This is a genomic window from Amycolatopsis kentuckyensis, from assembly GCF_002155975.1.
In the GTDB taxonomy this organism is placed as follows: Bacteria; Actinomycetota; Actinomycetes; order Mycobacteriales; family Pseudonocardiaceae; genus Amycolatopsis; species Amycolatopsis kentuckyensis.
The window spans coordinates 1-17,020 of record NZ_MUMI01000480.1 but is presented as its reverse complement, the minus strand read 5'-3'; the positions used below and the strand labels follow the sequence as shown (position 1 = coordinate 17,020).

The 17,020-nt window shown below is 72.0% G+C and carries 17 protein-coding genes; 11 read left to right on the top strand and 6 right to left on the bottom strand.

Features of this window, described 5'->3' with window-relative positions:
- The 4 genes from CCN39_RS37650 to CCN39_RS37635 form a co-directional block, all read right to left on the bottom strand.
- Positions 1-1,044, bottom strand: a 1,044-nt coding sequence (locus CCN39_RS37650) for a hydantoinase B/oxoprolinase family protein (protein ID WP_143264296.1), incomplete at its 3' end; no start/stop codon positions are given.
- Positions 1,041-3,059, bottom strand: coding sequence for a hydantoinase/oxoprolinase family protein (locus tag CCN39_RS37645; RefSeq protein WP_086850492.1), 2,019 nt, complete (start codon positions 3,057-3,059; stop codon positions 1,041-1,043). The genes CCN39_RS37645 and CCN39_RS37650, both read right to left, overlap by 4 nt.
- Complete coding sequence (locus CCN39_RS37640; protein WP_086850490.1) at positions 3,056-4,651, bottom strand: thiamine pyrophosphate-binding protein; 1,596 nt, start codon at positions 4,649-4,651, stop codon at positions 3,056-3,058. The genes CCN39_RS37645 and CCN39_RS37640 overlap by 4 nt, the downstream gene beginning before the upstream one ends.
- A 71-nt stretch (positions 4,652-4,722) precedes the next feature.
- On the bottom strand, positions 4,723-5,898 hold the full coding sequence (locus CCN39_RS37635) for an NAD(P)/FAD-dependent oxidoreductase (protein WP_208630571.1): 1,176 nt from the start codon (positions 5,896-5,898) through the stop codon (positions 4,723-4,725).
- 80 nt (positions 5,899-5,978) lie between these two features.
- On the opposite strand from CCN39_RS37635, the gene CCN39_RS37630 reads away from it, so the two are divergent.
- From CCN39_RS37630 to CCN39_RS37595, 8 genes are all read left to right on the top strand, one after another.
- Positions 5,979-7,343, top strand: coding sequence for a WS/DGAT/MGAT family O-acyltransferase (locus CCN39_RS37630; protein WP_086850486.1), 1,365 nt, complete (start codon positions 5,979-5,981; stop codon positions 7,341-7,343).
- A gap of 128 nt (positions 7,344-7,471) precedes the next feature.
- A complete protein-coding gene (gene pqqA, locus CCN39_RS37625; RefSeq protein WP_043776987.1) occupies positions 7,472-7,558 on the top strand; it encodes a pyrroloquinoline quinone precursor peptide PqqA in 87 nt (28 codons plus the stop codon).
- 3 nt (positions 7,559-7,561) lie between these two features.
- Positions 7,562-8,251, top strand: a complete 690-nt coding sequence (pqqC, locus tag CCN39_RS37620; protein ID WP_086850484.1) for a pyrroloquinoline-quinone synthase PqqC — start codon at positions 7,562-7,564, stop codon at positions 8,249-8,251.
- Positions 8,248-8,514 carry a pyrroloquinoline quinone biosynthesis peptide chaperone PqqD gene (gene pqqD, locus CCN39_RS37615; RefSeq protein WP_086850482.1) on the top strand — a complete coding sequence of 89 codons (267 nt, stop codon included), beginning with the start codon at positions 8,248-8,250 and terminating at the stop codon, positions 8,512-8,514. The genes pqqC and pqqD overlap by 4 nt, the downstream gene beginning before the upstream one ends.
- A complete protein-coding gene (gene pqqE, locus CCN39_RS37610) occupies positions 8,505-9,569 on the top strand; it encodes a pyrroloquinoline quinone biosynthesis protein PqqE (RefSeq protein WP_086850480.1) in 1,065 nt (354 codons plus the stop codon). Before pqqD ends, pqqE begins: the two co-directional genes overlap by 10 nt.
- The gene (pqqB, locus tag CCN39_RS37605) at positions 9,566-10,393 is read left to right on the top strand and encodes a pyrroloquinoline quinone biosynthesis protein PqqB (protein ID WP_086850478.1); all 828 of its coding nucleotides are present in this window, start codon (positions 9,566-9,568) and stop codon (positions 10,391-10,393) included. Before pqqE ends, pqqB begins: the two co-directional genes overlap by 4 nt.
- 43 nt (positions 10,394-10,436) lie before the next feature.
- Positions 10,437-10,955, top strand: a complete 519-nt coding sequence (locus tag CCN39_RS37600) for an ArsR/SmtB family transcription factor (protein WP_086850476.1) — start codon at positions 10,437-10,439, stop codon at positions 10,953-10,955.
- Positions 10,952-12,175 (top strand): MFS transporter, encoded by a 1,224-nt coding sequence (locus CCN39_RS37595; RefSeq protein ID WP_086850474.1) that lies wholly within the window; start codon positions 10,952-10,954, stop codon positions 12,173-12,175. Before CCN39_RS37600 ends, CCN39_RS37595 begins: the two co-directional genes overlap by 4 nt.
- A gap of 54 nt (positions 12,176-12,229) precedes the next feature.
- On the opposite strand, the gene CCN39_RS37590 is transcribed toward CCN39_RS37595, so the two are convergent.
- Together CCN39_RS37590 and CCN39_RS37585 are read right to left on the bottom strand one after the other, a co-directional pair.
- Positions 12,230-13,609: an amidase gene (locus CCN39_RS37590; protein WP_086850473.1), complete on the bottom strand. Its 1,380-nt coding sequence runs from the start codon at positions 13,607-13,609 to the stop codon at positions 12,230-12,232.
- Positions 13,606-14,604, bottom strand: coding sequence for a D-2-hydroxyacid dehydrogenase (locus tag CCN39_RS37585; RefSeq protein WP_086850471.1), 999 nt, complete (start codon positions 14,602-14,604; stop codon positions 13,606-13,608). Before CCN39_RS37585 ends, CCN39_RS37590 begins: the two co-directional genes overlap by 4 nt.
- A 100-nt stretch (positions 14,605-14,704) precedes the next feature.
- On the opposite strand from CCN39_RS37585, the gene CCN39_RS37580 reads away from it, so the two are divergent.
- The 3 genes from CCN39_RS37580 to CCN39_RS37570 all read left to right on the top strand — a co-directional run bounded on the left by CCN39_RS37580 (position 14,705) and on the right by CCN39_RS37570 (position 16,965).
- Positions 14,705-15,445 (top strand): maleate cis-trans isomerase family protein, encoded by a 741-nt coding sequence (locus CCN39_RS37580; RefSeq protein WP_086850469.1) that lies wholly within the window; start codon positions 14,705-14,707, stop codon positions 15,443-15,445.
- A gap of 61 nt (positions 15,446-15,506) precedes the next feature.
- Positions 15,507-16,253 (top strand): maleate cis-trans isomerase family protein, encoded by a 747-nt coding sequence (locus CCN39_RS37575; protein ID WP_086850467.1) that lies wholly within the window; start codon positions 15,507-15,509, stop codon positions 16,251-16,253.
- 1 nt (position 16,254) lies between these two features.
- Positions 16,255-16,965, top strand: coding sequence for a GntR family transcriptional regulator (locus CCN39_RS37570; protein ID WP_086850362.1), 711 nt, complete (start codon positions 16,255-16,257; stop codon positions 16,963-16,965).
- Positions 16,966-17,020 lie beyond the last annotated feature (55 nt).

Below are 17,020 nucleotides of genomic sequence, written 5' to 3'. Positions count from 1 at the left end.
CGTGCCGGGCAGCGCGCCGATCAGCAGCGACGGCAGGAAGTGCCCGATCAGGTGCCGGGACGCGACCGGGGCCGGCGGCAGGCAGTTCAGCACCGAGCCCTCGGGCGCCGTGACGCGCACCGGCCGGAACGACCCGGCGTTGTGCGGCACCTCCGGCGAGATCGCCGCCTTGACCGCGAACGACGCGTACGCCCGCGTGTAGTTCAGGACGACGTTGATCCCGCGCGCGCTCTGCGGCGAGGAGCCCGCGAAGTCGAGGTCGATCCCGTCGCCGTCCACAGTGGCCGTGACGCGCAGGACGATCTCTTCGTCGTCGAAGCCGTCGGTGACGATCTCGTTGGTATAGGTGCCATCGGGCAGCCGCCGCAACGCGTCGCGCAGCGCCTGCTCCGAACGGTCCATGATCTCGGCGGCGACCTCGTCCAGGCTGTCGAGGCCGAGCTCGTCCAGCAGCCGCAGCAGGCTCGCCGCGCCGACCTCGTTGCCGGTGACCTGCGCGTACAGGTCACCGATGGTCTCCTCCGGCGTCCGGACGTTCGCCCGGATCAGCCGTTCCAGGTCGGCGTTGACCACCCCGGCGCGCAGGAACTTCAGGATCGGCAGGCGCAGGCCCTCTTCGAAGACCTCGTGGGCTTCGGCGGACACCAGCCGCCCGCCGATGTCCGGCGCGTGGCAGCAGGACGCGAACCACGCGACCAGCCGGCCACCGCGGAACACCGGGGTGGCCACCGTGATGTCGTTGATCTGGCCGGCGGTCTGCCACGGGTCGTTGGTGAGCAGCACGTCACCGGGTTCGAGGGTCTCCGGCGGGTAGGCCGCGACGAAGTGGTGCATGCCGGTCGCCATCGCGTTGATGTGCCCCGGCGTGCCGCCGACGGACTGGCCGATCATCTCGCCGCGCGAGTCGAACACCGCGCAGGCGAGGTCGAGCGACTCGCGCACGACCGCGGAGAAGGCCGTGTTGACCAGCGCGTTCTGCTGCTCGGCGAGGATCGAGTGCAGGCGGTTGCCGAACAGCCCGACGACGATGGGGTCGACGCTCACACCGTCACCTCCAGCGACCCATCGGTCCGGACGACGCAGAATGCGCCGGGCGGGACGACCACAGTGGACTCGCGTTCCTCCACGATGGCCGGTCCGTCGACCCGCGCGCCGGGTTCGAGCCGGTACCGGTCGAACACCGCCGTGTCGACAAATCCACTTGTCGCCGGGAAGTACGCCTGGCGCGTGCCCTTCCGCGCCTCACCGGAGGAAGCCGAGGTCAGCCGGAGCGTCACGGCCGGTTTCGGCCCGCTCGACACGACCCGCCAGTTCAGCACCTCGACGCCGACTTCGGGCCCGGTGCGCCGGTAGAGCGCGCGGTAGGTGCGGGTGAACTCGTCGATCAGCGTTGCGGGCCAGGGGCCGTCGTGGACCGGGACGCGGATCTCGTAGCCCTGCCCGGCGTAGCGCATCTCGGCGATGCGCCGGTGCGTCACCTCGGCCACTCCGGACTTCGCCAGCAGCGCTTCGCCCTCGGCCTCCATCTCGGCGAACAGCGCGTCGACCTGCTCCCGGCCGAGGTCGTGCACGGCCGCGCGGGCCGAGCGCACGAAGTCGAACGCCAGCGGCGCGGTGAGGAACCCGGCCGCGCTGAGCACCCCCGCGGCGGGCGGCGCGACGATCGAGGGCGCCCCGAGCGCTCGCGCGACGCCGGCACCGTGCACCGGGCCCGCCCCGCCGAAGGTGTACATCGGGAGCTTCGCCGGGTCGTGGCCGCGCTCGACGGCGTGCACCCGGGCCGCGTTCGCCATGTCCTCGTTGACGCTCGTGTGGATGCCCCAGGCGGCCTCTTCGACGCTCACCCCGAGCGGATCGGCGATCTTTTCGCGGAGCACCGCTCTCGCGGCTTCGGCGTCCAGGCGCATGCCACCGCCGAGGAAGTAGGCCGGGTCGAGGTAGCCGAGCACGAGGTCGGCGTCGGTGACCGTGGGTTCGGCGCCGCCGCGGCCGTAGCAGGCCGGGCCGGGCTCGGAGCCCGCCGAGTCGGGTCCGACGGTGAGCAGGCCCAGCGCGTCGATCCGGGCGATCGAGCCGCCGCCGACGCCGATCTCGATCATGTCCGTGACCGGCACCCGCACCGGCAGCCCGGAGCCGGGCAGCAGCCGGTACTTGCGGTCCACTTCGAACTGGTGCGTCACCAGGGGCGCACCACCGGCGATCAGGCACAGCTTGGCCGTGGTGCCGCCCATGTCGAAGGCCAGCAGGTCGTCCGGGCCCACCGCGGCGGCCGCGAGCGCGCCACCCGCCGGGCCGGACTCGAGGATCCGGATCGGGTGCCGGGCGGCGGTGTCCACAGTGGCCAGCCCGCCGTTGGACAGCATGATGTGGGGCGCGCGGGTGATCCCCAGCCGGTGCAGCCGCTGTTCGAGGTCGCGCAGGTACCGCTCGGTGAGGTCCTGGACGTAGACGTTGGCGACCGTCGTCGACGCCCGCTCGAACTCACGGATCTCGGGGACGACCTCGGAGGACAGCGCCACCCGCAGCGACGGCGCGACCTCGGCGAGGATCTCGCCCGCCCGGCGTTCGTGCGCCGGGTTCGTGAACGCGTGCAGGAAGCAGACGGCGACGGCCTCGATCCCGCGGGCGGCCAGCTCCCGGCCCAACCGCGCGACGTACTCTTCGTCGAGTCCGGTGTGGACGGACCCGTCGGCGAGGATCCGCTCCGGGACGTCGAACCGCAGGTGCCGCGGCACGAGCGGCGCGGGCAGTTCCAGGTGCAGGTCGTAGAGCTCGTACCGGTGCTCGCGGCGCATCTCCAGCACGTCGCGGAAGCCCGCGGTCGCGAGCAGCGCCGTCCGCGAGCCCTTGCGCTCGATCAGGGCGTTCGTGACCAGCGTCGTCCCGTGTACCACCTGGTCGACGACGCCGAGGTCCGGGAGCAGCGCGGCCAAGCCTTCTTCGACCGCCCGGGCCGGCTCGTCGTGCGTGGTCAGGACCTTGCCGACCGCGACGATCCCGGTTTCGTCGACCGCGCAGAGGTCGGTGAACGTGCCGCCGATGTCCACGCCGATCCTCATGTCCGGTACCACCGCGGCGACGTGTTGAGCGGCGGCTTCAGCTTGGCCTTCACGACCAGCACGTTCGGCTCGTCCGACTCGACGAACTCGCCGAGCAGCCGCCGGAACGCCCGCCCGAAGCCGGAGACGCGGTCGGCGTGCACCCCGAACGACCGGGCCAGGCCGACGAAGTCCGGGCTGTCCCAGTCGACGCCGCGGTGCGGCAGGCCCTCGCGGTCCTGGTCGTAGCGGAGCATCCCGTAGCCGCCGTCGTCGACCAGGACGACCGTGACCGGCAGCTGCTCCTGGGCCAGGGTCGCCAGGTCGCCGCAGCCGTAGAGGAAACCGCCGTCGCCGGTGATGCAGATGGCGCGCCCGGTGCCGGCCGCGGCCGCGCCGAGCGACGCCGGGAAGCCGTAGCCGAGGGTGCCCCAGCCCATCGGGTAGGCGAGCTTGCGCGGCGCCCGCACCCGGTGGAAGCCGCCGACCCAGTAGCCGGCGACGCACATGTCCGAGACCAGCACCGCGTCCGTCGGCAGCACCTCGTCCAAAGTGGACAGGAAGTCGTAGGCCTGCGGTTCCTCGTCGCGGATCCGCTGGCGCACCCGGCGGCCGATGCCGGCCAGCCGCAGCGTGATGTCGTCGAGCCCGTCCCGCTGCTTCGGCAGGAGCCGCTCGACGATCGAGCGCGCGTCCCCGACCAGCGTCAGGTCGGGCTGGTAGTTCTTGGCGGCGTCGTCGGCGTCGACGTTGACCGCGATCAGCCGGGGCGGCTTGGGCATCCGCCAGTTCTGCGTCATCAGGCCGTCGAAGTCGGTGCCGATGGCGAGCACGACGTCGGCTTCGTCCCACAGCTCGCCGACCTCCGGCGTGTGCACCGGGTTCGGGGCCAGGCAGGGGTGGTCGAGCGGGAGCAGCCCGCGGGCGGCGAAGGTGGTGATCACCGGCGCGGCGATCTTCTCGGCGAGTGCGCCGATCGCGTCGCCGGCGCCCGACCGCAGCGCGCCGCCGCCGGCCCAGATCAGCGGGTGCCGCGCGTCGGACAGCATCGACTCGGCCCGCGCGAGGTCGGGGACGTCGACGTCGGGCTTGCGGTGCGGGGCGGGCGGGCGCCGGTGCGGCACCTGTTCGCGCAGGTAGTCGGTGGGCACGCCGAGGTAGACCGGGCCGCTCTGCGGCAGCTGCGCGAGCCGGGCGGCGCGGTGGACGGTGGTGCCGATCTGGTCGGCGGCCCGCACGGTGAAGCCGCCCTTGGTCACCGGCGCGAACATCGCCTGCTGGTCGGAGGTCTCGTGCAGCACGCCGCGGACGACACCGGGCCGCCGCAGCGTCGAGGGGATGTCGGTGGCGATGACCAGCACCGGGGCCGCGGACGCCATGGCCTCGCCGACCGCGCCGAGCGTGTTCGCCGCGCCCGGGCCGGTGGTGACCAGCGCGACGCCGAGCTTGCCGGTGGCGCGGGCGTAGCCGTCGGCGGCGTACCCGGCGGTCTGTTCGTGGCGAACCCCGACGAGCTTGATGCGGGTTTCACCGAGCGCCTCCCACAGTGGCAGGTTGTGCACCCCCGGAAGGCCGAAGACGATCTCCGTTCCGAGCGCTTCCAGCGCGTCCACCAGCTCCCGAGCACCACTCACAGCCACGGCCCGGATACTGCCAGATCGTTGAACGATCTGGCAATCAGCCCCTAGACGATGTTGTGCTCGGCACTCACCGCGCCCGCGGCGAACCGGCGGACGTCGAGCTCGGCGATGTCCACCGCCGGCCGTCGTCGCAGGTAGAGGTCCCGGATCAGCTCGCCGGTGGCCGGGCCCATCTGGAAGCCGTGGCCCGAAAAGCCGGTCGCGTAGAAGAACCGCGACAGCAGGACGCTTTCCCCGATGATCTGGTTGCGGTCCGGCGTCGTTTCGTACAGTCCGGCCCAGGCCGTCCGGATGCCGGCGTCGAGCACGGCGGGGATCCGGCGGCCGGCGAGTCCGGCCAGTCGCGGCAGCCACTCGCCCGCCTCGTACCGGGTGTCGAAGCCCGGGACACCGTCGTCCTCCGAGAACGACATCGCCAGGCCAGGCCCCTCGCGGTGGAAGTAGAAGGCCGACGGCATCTCGATGGTGAGCGGAACCGATTCCGGCAGCCCGGGCACCGGCCCGGTGAACACGACCTGCCGGCGGTACGGGCGCACCGGCAGGTCCAGCCCGGCCAGCTCGCCGATCCGGCCCGACCACGCACCGGCCGCGCACACCACCGCGCCGGTCCGGACGAACCCCGCCGTCGTGACGACGCCGGTCAGCGCGTCGCCGTCGCGCTCGATCCCGGTGACCGCCACCCTGGTCCGCAGCTCGGCGCCGTGCGCGCGGGCCGCTTTCGCGTAGCCCTGGACGACCGCGTCCGGGGTCGCCTTGGCGTCGTCCGGTGACCAGAGCGCGGCGACGACCCCCTCGGTCTCGAGCAGCGGGACGACGTCCTTCGCTTCGGCCGGGTCCAGCAGGTGGCTGCGAACGCCGTGCTCGCGCTGGAGCCCGGCGCAGCGTTCGAAGGCGGGCACGTCGGCGGGGTCGGTGACGAGGTAGAGGTAGCCGTCGCGGCGGAAGTCGATCTCGGTGCCGAAGTCGCGGGAGAAAGCGCTGTACGCGGCCAGCCCGCGCAGGCCGAGCTCGACGTTCACGCGGCTGGTGAACGACGACCGGATGCCGCCCGCCGCCTTCGCCGTCGAGCCGCCGCCCAGCTCGCCGCGGTCGAGGAGCAGCACGCCGACGCCGGCTTCGGCGAGCCGGAACGCGCAGCTGACGCCGATCACCCCGCCACCGATCACGACGCACTCGGCCATCGGTGGCAAGGACGTTTCCCCTGCGCCGCGGGCGGTCATACGAGTCAGAGTAGAACGTGATCCACCGGCGGCCCCCGAGCGCGTAGAGTCGGCGTGCCGAGCTCGAGAGGTGATGTCCCATGGCGATGATGCCCGTGACCGATTCGATGTTCCTCCTGGTCGAAACGCGCGAGCATCCGATGCACGTGGGCGGTCTGCAGCTGTTCAAGAAACCCGAAGGCGCGGGCGAGGAGTACCTGCGCGATGTCCGGAACAACCTCCTCGAATCGGACAACATGCGCTCGGTGTTCCGGCGCCGCCCGGCCCGGCCGGTGAACACGATGGGCCACGTGGCCTGGGCGGACGACACCGAGCTCGAACTCGACTACCACTTCCGGCATTCGGCGCTGCCGCGGCCGGGCCGCGTCCGCGAGCTGCTGGAGCTGACGTCCCGCTGGCACAGCACGCTGCTCGACCGGCACCGGCCGCTCTGGGAGACCCACCTCATCGAGGGGCTCGACGACGGCCGGTTCGCCGTCTACACCAAGGTGCACCACGCGCTGATGGACGGCGTTTCGGCGTTGCGCCAGCTGCAGGGCACGCTCTCGGACGACCCCGCGGACATGGACTGCCCGCCGTGGTGGGGCTCCCGGCGCAAGCCCGGCGGCGAGCGCGAAAAGCGCCCCCGGTCGCTGCTCGGGACGGCGCGGAAGACCGCCAACCAGCTCGCGAGCCTGGCGCCGGCCGCGATGAAGGTGGCGCGCGAGGCGTTCGGCGAACACACCCTGACACTGCCGGGACAGGCGCCGAAGACGATGCTCAACGTGCCGATCGGCGGCGCGCGGCGGTTCGCGGCGCAGAAGTGGTCGCTGGACCGCGTCCGGCAGGTGGCGACCGCGGCCGGGGTGTCGCGCAACGACGTCGTGCTCGCGATGTGCTCGGGCGCGCTGCGGGACTACCTCATCGAACAGCGCGCGCTGCCGGACGCGCCGCTGATCGCGATGGTGCCGGTGTCGCTGCGCCGCCAGAACGACCCGGGTGAGGCGGCGGGCAACAACATCGGCGCGCTGCTCTGCAACCTGGCCACCGACCTGCCGGACGCGGGCAAGCGGCTCGTGACGATCCACCAGTCGATGCGCAACGGCAAGCGGCTGTTCTCGGAGCTGACGCCGTTGCAGACGCTGCTGCTCTCGGCGGTGAACGTCGCGCAGCTCGGCGTCTCGCCGATCCCGGGCGTCGTCAAGAACACGCGGCCGCCGTTCAACCTGGTGATCTCGAACGTGCCCGGCCCGCGCAAGCAGATGTACTGGAACGGTGCCCAGCTCGACGGCATCTACCCGGCGTCGGTGCTGCTCGACGGCCAGGCCGTCAACATCACGCTGACCAGCAACGGCGACCACCTCGACTTCGGCATCACGGGCTGCCGCCGCAGCGTCCCGCACCTGCAGCGGATCCTGACGCACCTCGACACGGCCCTGGTGGAACTCGAAGCTGCGGTAAGGTAGCCCGCTCACCGGCACGCCGACTCCCCCATCGGAAGGAAACTTTCCGAAAGCGGGGCGAAAAGGCTGGGCAGCCGACTCTTCCCGCTCCTAGGGTGGCGACGATCAACCCCCGGAAAGAGGAGCAGGACATGACCGAGGAGTGGACGACCCCGGACTTCGTCGAGTACGAAACCCCGATGGAGGTCACCGCCTACGCGGCCCGCATGGCGGACTGATCGATGCCGGTCGAGCCACTCCCGGAAAGCGCATTCATCGACGCGCTGCGCCGTCTTTCCGGCCGGTACTGGGGAACGCACCCGTTCCACCGCCGGCTGCACGCGGGCGAACTCGACGAGCGCGCGCTGCGGATCTGGGCGGCGAACCGCTGGTACTACCAGTGCGTGCTGCCGCAGAAGGACGCGGCGATCATCAGCAACTGCCCGGTGCCGGAGATCCGCCGCCAGTGGCTCGACCGGATCGTCTACCACGACGGCGTGAGCGCCGGCACCGGCGGGATCGAACGCTGGCTGCGGCTCTGCACGGCCGTCGGCCTGGACCGCGCCGAGGTTCTCGAGGAACGGCACGTCGCGCCCGGCGTCCGGTTCGCCGTGGACGCCTACGTCACCTTCGCGCGGACGAAACCGTGGTGGGAGGCCGTCGCGTCGGGACTGACCGAGATGTTCGCCGGGCACCTGATGCAGCAGCGGGTGGCGGACATGCTCGCGCATTACGCGTGGATCGACCGTGACGACCTCGCCTACTTCACCAACCGGATCGACAAGGTCGCCGGCGAGGGCAAGGACAACCTCGACATCGTGGTCCGCCACTGCGTCACGCGCGAACAGCAGGACCGCGCGATCGCCGCGCTGTCGTTCAAGTGCGACGTGCTGTGGTCGATGCTCGACGCGATCGAACGGGCGGCCGCGTGATCACCGCCGATTCGGTGCCGCAGCTGCGCCGCGGCGTGCGGCTGTCCTTCGACCACGTCCGGGAGACGCACGTGCTGCTGTTCCCCGAAGGCGTCCTGGTACCGAACGCGACGGCGGCCGCGGTCCTCGAACTCTGCGACGGCGCCCGGTCCGTCGCCGAAATCACGACGGCGCTGGCCGGGCGCTACTCCGGCGTGGTCGCGCAGGACGTCCTTTCCGTGCTGTCCCGGCTGGGTGAACGGCGGGTCGTCGCATGGACGTGAGCCCGCCGCTGGGCCTGCTGGCCGAGCTGACCCACCGCTGTCCGCTGCACTGTCCGTATTGCTCGAACCCGCTCGAGCTGACCGCTCGCTCTGCCGAGATGTCCACTGAGGACTGGCTATCGGTGTTGTCGCAGGCGCGTGAACTCGGTGTCCTGCAGGTGCACATGTCCGGTGGTGAGCCGCTGCTGCGGCCGGACCTGCCCGCACTGGTCGCACACGCCCACGGGCTCGGCTGCTACGTCAACCTGGTCACCTCGGGGCTCGGCCTGACCGCTGCCCGGCTGGACGATCTCGTCGAGCGCGGGCTGGCGCACGTCCAGCTGTCGGCGCAGGGCGCGACCCGGGAGCGGGCCGACCGGTTGGCCGGCGCGAAGGCGCACGACCGGAAGCTCGCGGCGGCCGCGCTGGTGAAGGAGGCCGGGCTGCCGTTGTCGCTGAACGTCGTGCTGCACCGGCAGAACCACGATCAGCTGGCCGGGATCATCGAGCTGGCCGAGCGGATGGGCGCGGACCGGCTGGAGCTGGCGAACACGCAGTACTACGGCTGGGCGTTGCGCAACCGGGACGCGCTGATGCCGACTCCCGCGCAGCTCGCGGCCGCCGAGCCGCTGGTGCGCGCGGCGGTCTCTCGCTTGCGGGGCACGATGGAGATCGTCTACGTCGTCGCCGACTACCACGAGCCGTACCCGAAGCCGTGCATGTACGGCTGGGGCGCGCGGCAGCTGACGGTGGCGCCGGACGGGACGGTGCTGCCGTGCCCGGCGGCGTCGGCGATCTCGACGCTTTCGCTGTCGTCCGTGCGGGACACGCCGCTGGCCGAGATCTGGTACCGGTCGTCGTCGTTCAACGCCTACCGCGGCGAGGAGTGGATGTCCGAGCCGTGCCGCACGTGCGACCGTCGTGAAATCGACTTCGGCGGCTGCCGCTGTCAGGCGTTCCTGCTCACCGGCGACGCGGCGGCGACGGACCCGGTGTGCTCGCGGTCGCCCCGGCGTTCCACCGTCGATCTGATCCTCTCGCGCCCGCCGGCTTCCGACCTGGTCATGCGCCGGTGAAGGTGATCCTGCTGGGCACCGCGGCGGGCGGTGGGTGTCCACAGTGGAACTGCGCGTGCCGGCTGTGCGTTCTGGGGCTCGCGCCACGCACGCAGGACTGCGTCGCGATCAGCGCCGACGGCGTCGGCTGGTACCTGCTGAACTGTTCGCCGGACATCCGGTCGCAGATCCTCGGGACGCCGGAGTTGCGGGCCGGACCGGGACCGCGCGAGATCCCGCTGCGCGGGGTGCTGCTGACGGACGCCGAACTCGACCATTCGCTCGGCCTGCTGATGTTGCGCGAATCGGGTGGGCTGCCGGTGTGGGCGCCATCGGCGGCGCTGGCGGCGTTGTCGCCGTTCCGCGCCATTGTGGACGGTTACGGCGGCTGGACGTGGTCGTCCGTTGTGGACGTTCCCGGGCTGCGGGTCGAGGTGTTGCCGGTGAGCGACAAGCGGCCGAAGTACGCGTCGGCTCTCTCGGAAGGCCCTTGGGTGGTCGCCTACCGGATTTCGGACCCGGCGACCGGCGGGGTGCTGGTGTACGCGCCGTGCCTGCGGAGCTGGCCTGCGGGATTCGACGAGTTCGTCGCGGACGCTTCTCTCGTGCTGCTGGACGGGACGTTCTTCGCGCCGGACGAGATGGCCGGGGTGGGCGGGCCGGACCAGCTCGCCATGGGTCACCTGCCGATCACGGCGACCCTGCCCCGGGTGGCCGGGCGGCCGTGGGCGTTCACGCACGTCAACAACACGAACCCGGTGCTGGACCCGGCGTCGCCCGAGCACGCGGCGGTGCTGGCCGCCGGCGCTTCGCTGCCTCCGGACGGCGCCCGGTTCTCGTTCTGACGACCCCCAAATAAGTGTTTGACGGTTGTGGTTGACTGGGGTCATGCCCCACGACCACCTCCGGGTCCTGGCCCACCCGCTGCGCCTGCGCATCCTGTCGCTGCTGACGGGCACGGCCCTGAGCGCGGCGGAGGCGGCCCGCGAACTCGGCGAAACGCAGGCGAACGTCAGCTACCACGTCCGCAGGTTGCACGACGCGGGCCTGCTGGAGGTGGCGGAGGAGGTCCACATCCGCGGCGGCCGGGCCAAGCGCTACCGCCACCAGCCGGACTCGGGCAAGCGCCTGACCCGCCGGGCGCCGGGCGAGGAACGGCTCCTGACGAAGGCGATCGCGAACGAGCTGCTCAGGCGGGCATCCGCGCGGTCGGCGGACCGCCCGGCCTCGTTGACGGACGCGGAGCTGTGGGTCACCCCGGAGCTGTGGGCCCGGCTGCTGGAGAAGGCCACGGCGCTGAGCGAGGAGCTGCACGCCGCGGCCCAGCCGCCTCGGACGCCGGGGACGGTGCGGGTCAGCGCGAGCGTGGCGCTGTTCGAGTTGGAGAGCAAGGACGCGGCCTCGTGACCGCGCCACTGCTCGTCCCGCTGCGGGAAGCCCGGTTCCGTGCCCTCGTCACCGGGCGGAGCCTGGCCGACTTCGGGAACGCCGTCGCGCCCTTCGCCCTGGCCTTCGCCGTGGTCGACCTCACCGGGTCCGCCGTCGACCTCGGGATCGTCGTCGGGGCCCGGTCGATCGCCAACGTTCTCCTCCTCCTCTTCGGCGGGATGCTGGCCGACCGGCTTCCGCGGTCGGTCATCCTGCAGGGCACCGAAACCGCCGCCGCGCTCACGCAAGCCGCCATCGCCGCGAGTGTCCTCTGCGGGTTCGCCTCCATCCCCCTGCTGGCCGGGCTCGGGCTCGTCAACGGTGCCGTCTCCGCCATCTCCCTGCCCGCGGCCGCCTCGCTCACGCCGTCGACCGTTCCGTCCGCGCTGCTCGCCCAGGCGAACGCCCTGGTCCGGCTGCTCTCCAACACCGGCCGCATCGCCGGGGCCGGGCTGGCCGGTGTGCTCGTCGCCTTCGCCGGGTCCGGGTGGGCGCTCGCAGGGAACTCGCTGCTCTTCCTCGCCGCCGCGCTGGCGTACCGGCGGATCCGGCTGCCGCGCGGTGAACGCCTTCCCGGCAGCCGTCCGCTCGCCGAGCTCGCCGAAGGCTGGCGGGAGTTCCGCGCCCGGTCGTGGGTGTGGCTCGTGGTGCTGCAGTTCATGATCGTCAACGCCGTGAACGCGGGCGCGCTGCTGGTGATCGGCCCGCTCGTCGCCGACGACACCTTCGGCCGCACCGGCTGGGGCTTCGCGCTGGCCGTGCAGACCGCGGGTTCGCTGCTCGGCGGTGTCCTCGCCGCCCACTGGCAACCGCGGCGGATGCTGCTCGCCGGCGTCGCGCTGATCATGGTCGACGCGCTGCCGATGCTCGCCCTCGGCCAGACGCCGTACCTGCTTCCGCTGCTCGCCGCGATGTTCCTCTCGGGCGTCGCGATCGAACAGTTCTCCGTCGCCTGGGACGTGTCCCTGCAGGAGAACATCCCGCCGGACAAGCTCGCCCGCGTCTACTCCTACGACATGCTCGGCTCGTTCATCGCCATGCCGCTCGGCCAGATCAGCGCGGGCCCGCTGGCCGAACACGCCGGCCGGTCGGCAACGCTCCTGGGCGGCGCGGCGCTGATCGTCGGCGCCACCGCCCTCGTGCTGTGCAGCTCGCAGGTGCGGGGGCTCGTCCGCAAGGCGCCGGCCGGCCCGGGCTGACCCGCCGGGACGTCAGGTCGCGGTGGCCGGCCCGGGTTTCACCCGCGCGCGTGGTCACGGCGCCCAGGGCCGCACTTCCTCCAGCAGCTTCGCCACGGCCAGCACGAGGTCGTCCGAATGGCGCGGCCCCACGATCTGCAGGCCGACCGGCAGGCCCGCCGACGTGCGCCCGGCCGGCACGCTGATCGCCGGCTGCTGCGTCATGTTGAACGGGTACGTGAACGGCGTCCACTCCGGCCACTCGCTCAGCCCGCTGCCCGGCGGCACGTCGTGCCCGGCCTCGAACGCCGCGATCGGGAGGGTCGGCGTGATCAGCACGTCGTAACGCGTGTGGAACTCGCCCATCCGGATGCCCAGCGCGGCGCGGTCGGCGGTCGCGTCGAGGTAGTCGCTCGCCGTCCACTTCTTGCCGAGTTCCCAGACCCGCCGCAGGCCGGGATCGGTCCGCTCCTCGGACCCGGGCGGGAACGAGTCCAGCAGCTTCGCCGCCCCCGAGGACCACAGGACATCGAAGGCCGGCTTCGGGTCGGCGAACCCGGGGTCGGTCTCCTCGATGTGCAGGCCGGCGTCGCCCAGCGCGCGGACCGCTCCGGCGACGATCGCGGCCACCTCCGGGTCGACGTCGACGTAGCCGAGCGTCGGCGAGAACGCGGCGATCAGCCCGCGCACGTCCCGCCGGACGGCCTCCCGGAACGACCCCACCGGCGGCGCCAGCGCGGCCGGGTCGCGGTGGTCGGGCAGCGACAGCACGTCCAGCAGCAGCGCGGTGTCGTCCACCGAGCGCGCCATCGGGCCGGCGTGCGAGAGCGGGCCGAACGGGCTCGCCGGGTAGAGCGGGATCCGGCCGTGGGTCGGCTTCAGCCCGACGATGCCGCAGAACGACGCCGGGATCCGCACCGAGCCACCGCCGTCCGTGCCGACCGACAGCTCGCCCATCCCGGCCGCGACGGCCGCGGCACTGCCGCCGCTCGACCCGCCCGCCGTCTTCGACGGGTCGGCCGGGTTGCGCGTGATGCCGCACAGCGGGCTGTCGGTGACGCCCTTCCAGCCGATCTCGGGCGTGGTCGTCTTGCCCAGCAGCACCAGCCCGGCCTCGCGCATCCGCGCGGCGACCGGGCTGTCGACGTCCCACGGCTGGTCCGGGTCGATGCTCTTCGAGCCCCGGACGGTCGGCCAGCCCTGGGTGAGGAACATGTCCTTGATCGACGACGGCACGCCGTCGAGCCACCCGATCGGGTTGCCGTCCCGCCAGCGGATTTCGGCCGCCTTGGCCTGCTCCAGCGCGCGATCGGCGTCGACGAGGCAGTAGGCGTTGCACTCGCCGTCCCGGGCTTCGATGGCCTGCAACGCGTTCTGCGTCGCCTCGACCGGCGAAAGCTCACCGGTCGCGTAGGCGGCGACGAGCTCGCTGGCGGTCAGCATCCTGTCGTTCATCCGGCTCCCTGGTTCCCCGACGGCACGTAGCCGAGCGTCTTGTCGACGACATTGCGCAGCGGCTCCCCGGCACGCCAGCGGCGGAAGTTTTCGGCGAACACCTCGACCAGCGTGTTCCGCCAGCCGATGAAGTCGCCGGACATGTGCGGCGAGATCAGCACGTCCGGCAGCGTCCACAACGGGCTGTCGGCCGGCAGCGGTTCGGTGTCGAAGACGTCGAGGGCGGCGCCGGCGATGGCCTTGCTTTCGAGCGCCGCGACCAGGTCGGACGTGACGACCAGCTCGCCCCGGCCGACGTTGACGAACCGCGCCGACGGCTTCATCGCGGCGAACGCGCGCGCGTCGAACATGCCCTTCGTGTGCTCGGTCAGCGGCGCGACGGCGACGACGTAATCGGCGTTCGGCAGGATTTCGGTGAGCCGCGCGGACTCGTGCACGACGCCGAAGTCGGGGTCGCCGGTGCGCTCACGGCGGCCGGCACCGCTCACCCGCATCCCGGCCGCGCGCAGCAGCCGCGCGATGGCCCGGCCGATCGGCCCGGTGCCGACCACCACCACCTCGCGCCCGGCGATCCGCTCGCTTTCGCGGTGCAGCCAGCGGCCCTCGCGCTGCAGGTCGTGCGAGCGCGCGAAGTCCTTCGCGAAGGCGAGGACGACGCCCAGCACGTACTCCGCGATGGCGTCGTCGAAGACACCCCGCGAGTTCGTCAGGACCACGTCGCTCTCCCGCAGCCCGGGGAACAGCACGGGGTCGACACCCGCGCTGGCGATGTGCAGCCAGCGCAGCCGGTCGGCCGCGTGCCACGCGCCGGGGACGGCCGTGGAGAGGAAGTCGTAGACGAAGAGGGCGTCCGCTCCGGACAACGCTTCGGCGAGACCCGCCGCGTCCGTGTAACGCACGACCGCCCCGGATTCGACAGCACGCATGTCCGGTGGGCGGGACTCGCCGCAGAGCACTGCCAGGACGGGGGCTTCCCGGGGTTCCGAGGCGATCACGTTGACACGGTAAAAGTGACTCGTATGATTGTCAACAATCCGAGGAACGACCCCCGGAGCACCGGACTGTCAAGCACAGACGTATTCCGGAGGCTGAGCCTTGGATTTCGACTTCCTGGCGTTCGACGGCCCGCTGGCGCAACGCGGCATCGGCGTCATCGCCCCCTTCGACCTCGCGCTGGAGCGCGAGCTCTGGCGCTGGGTGCCGATGGAGGTGTCGCTCCACCTCGCCCGCACGCCGTACGAGCCCGTGCCGGTCAGCATGGAGATGGCCCGCCTGGTCAGCGACAGCCACCACCTGGCCAGCGCGACGCGCGACGTGCTGCACGTCGAGCCCGAGGTCGTCGCCTACCTCTGCACGTCGGGCAGCTTCGTCAACGGCGTCGACTACGAGCGCTCGCTGACCAAGGCGATCTGCGACGCCGGCGCGCCGGACGCCGTCACCACCTCGGGCGCGCTGGCCGAAGTGCTGCACCAGCTCGACCTCCACCGCGTCTCGGTGCTGACGCCGTACGACGCCGACCTGACCCGCGCCCTGCACGACTTCCTCGCCGAGCTGGACGTCACGACCGTCGCCAGCGACCACCTCGGCCTGGGCGGCGGCATCTGGAAGGTCAGCTACCGGACCATCGCCGAGCGCATCCTCGCCGCCGACCACGGCGACGCCGAAGCGATCTTCGTCAGCTGCACCAACCTCCCCACCTACGACCTGATCGAACCCCTGGAAGCCGCGCTCGGCAAGCCGGTGCTCACCGCCAACCAGCTGACGATGTGGGCGTGCCTGCGCCGGATGCACCTCCCCATCGTCGGACCCGGGAGGTGGCTCCGTGACGTGTCGTGAAAGGTTTTCCTTGACCACCCCTCTAGGATTGTCGACAATTTGCGTCCCCTCCGGAGGTTCCGTGACCACCATCGGTTTCATCTACCCCGACCACGCGGCCGAAGACGACTACCCGCTGGCCGAGCAGCTGCTCGGCGGCATGGCCGTCGACGAGGGCGACATCCGGCTGGCGGTCGAGCACATCTACGGCACCGACAAGCACGCGGTGGCCGAGCTGCTGGACCTCGGCAGCGAGGCCCGCCTCGCCGACGGTGCCGCCCTCCTCGCCAAGCACGAGCCCGCCGCCGTCATCTGGGCCTGCACCAGCGGCAGCTTCGTCTACGGCTGGGAGGGCGCCCGCGACCAGGCCGACCGCCTCGCCGCCGTCGCCGGGGTCCCGGCCTCCAGCACCTCCTTCGCGTTCGTGCACGCCGCGCGGGCGCTGGACGTCAAGCGGGTCGCCGTCGCCGCCAGCTACCCGGACGACATCGCCCGGCTGTTCGTGGACTTCCTCAAGGCCGGCGGCATCGAGGTCGTCTCGATGGCCAGCGCGGACATCGTCACGGCGGCCGAGGTCGGCGCGATGAGCCCGGAGGCCGTCGTCGAGCTCGCCGTCAGCCACGACCACCCGGACGCCGAAGCGGTGCTCGTGCCGGACACCGCCATGCGCACGCTCGGCGAGATCAACGCCGTGGAGGCCGCGCTGCGCAAGCCCGTGCTGACCGCCAACCAGGTCACGGTCTGGGAGGGCCTGCGCCTGACCGGGCAGCACCGGCTCGTCCGCTCGCTCGGCGCGCTCTTCCGGCACCTGCCGGACGGGAGCGCCTGAGATGGCCCTGCCGCCGGGCATGCTGCCCGAGATCGAACCGGTGAGCCGCGAGTCGACGGCCGCCGTCATCGCGCGCCAGCTGCGCGACGCGATCATGACGGGCGCCCTCCCGCCCGGGACCCAGCTCGGCGAGACCGAGCTGGCCGCGCGGTTCCAGGTGTCACGGGGGCCGCTCCGGGAAGCCATGCAGCACCTGGTGTCCGAAGGGCTGCTGCGGAGTGAAAGACACCGCGGGCTGTTCGTGATCGACCTCGAGCCGGGCGACGTCTACGACATCTACGCGGCCAGATCCGCGATCGAGCGGGCGGCCATGCTGCGCGCCCTGCGCGGCGGCGACCGCGACCGGATCGCGGACGTGCTCGAGCAGACCGTCACCGAGATGGCGACGGCGGCGAGCGAGGACGACCCCAGCGCACTCTCCACGGCGGACCTGAAGTTCCACGAGGCGCTGATCAACGCGTCCGGCAGCAAACGGCTGGTGCGGATGGCCCGGACGCTGCTGATCGAGACGCGGATGTGCCTGACGGCGCTGCAGAGCACGTACCAGCGGGTCGAGGAGCGGGTGGAGGAGCACACGAAGCTGATCCAGGCCCTGCGCGACGGCGACGAGGAGTTGGCGCTGACGCTGCTGGAGGCTCATATGGAGGATGCAGTGCAGCGGCTCGCGCCGGGGACGAGCTTGAGGGACGGGGAAGCCCCGCCGGTGCCGTGATCGCAGGGTCGACACGCGTGATTGAGCGGTCGACACGCGTGATTGGAGGGTCGAC

What these genes read in the sequence shown, in the direction of transcription:
- CCN39_RS37645 (WP_086850492.1), bottom strand. Translation starts at nt 3,059, where the DNA reads ATGAGGATCGGCGTGGACATCGGCGGCACGTTCACCGACCTCTGCGCG.
- CCN39_RS37635 (WP_208630571.1), bottom strand. Translation starts at nt 5,898, where the DNA reads ATGACCGCCCGCGGCGCAGGGGAAACGTCCTTGCCACCGATGGCCGAG.
- CCN39_RS37630 (WP_086850486.1), top strand. Translation starts at nt 5,979, where the DNA reads ATGGCGATGATGCCCGTGACCGATTCGATGTTCCTCCTGGTCGAAACG.
- pqqA (WP_043776987.1), top strand. Translation starts at nt 7,472, where the DNA reads ATGACCGAGGAGTGGACGACCCCGGACTTCGTCGAGTACGAAACCCCG.
- pqqC (WP_086850484.1), top strand. Translation starts at nt 7,562, where the DNA reads ATGCCGGTCGAGCCACTCCCGGAAAGCGCATTCATCGACGCGCTGCGC.
- pqqE (WP_086850480.1), top strand. Translation starts at nt 8,505, where the DNA reads ATGGACGTGAGCCCGCCGCTGGGCCTGCTGGCCGAGCTGACCCACCGC.
- CCN39_RS37600 (WP_086850476.1), top strand. Translation starts at nt 10,437, where the DNA reads ATGCCCCACGACCACCTCCGGGTCCTGGCCCACCCGCTGCGCCTGCGC.
- CCN39_RS37590 (WP_086850473.1), bottom strand. Translation starts at nt 13,609, where the DNA reads ATGAACGACAGGATGCTGACCGCCAGCGAGCTCGTCGCCGCCTACGCG.
- CCN39_RS37570 (WP_086850362.1), top strand. Translation starts at nt 16,255, where the DNA reads ATGGCCCTGCCGCCGGGCATGCTGCCCGAGATCGAACCGGTGAGCCGC.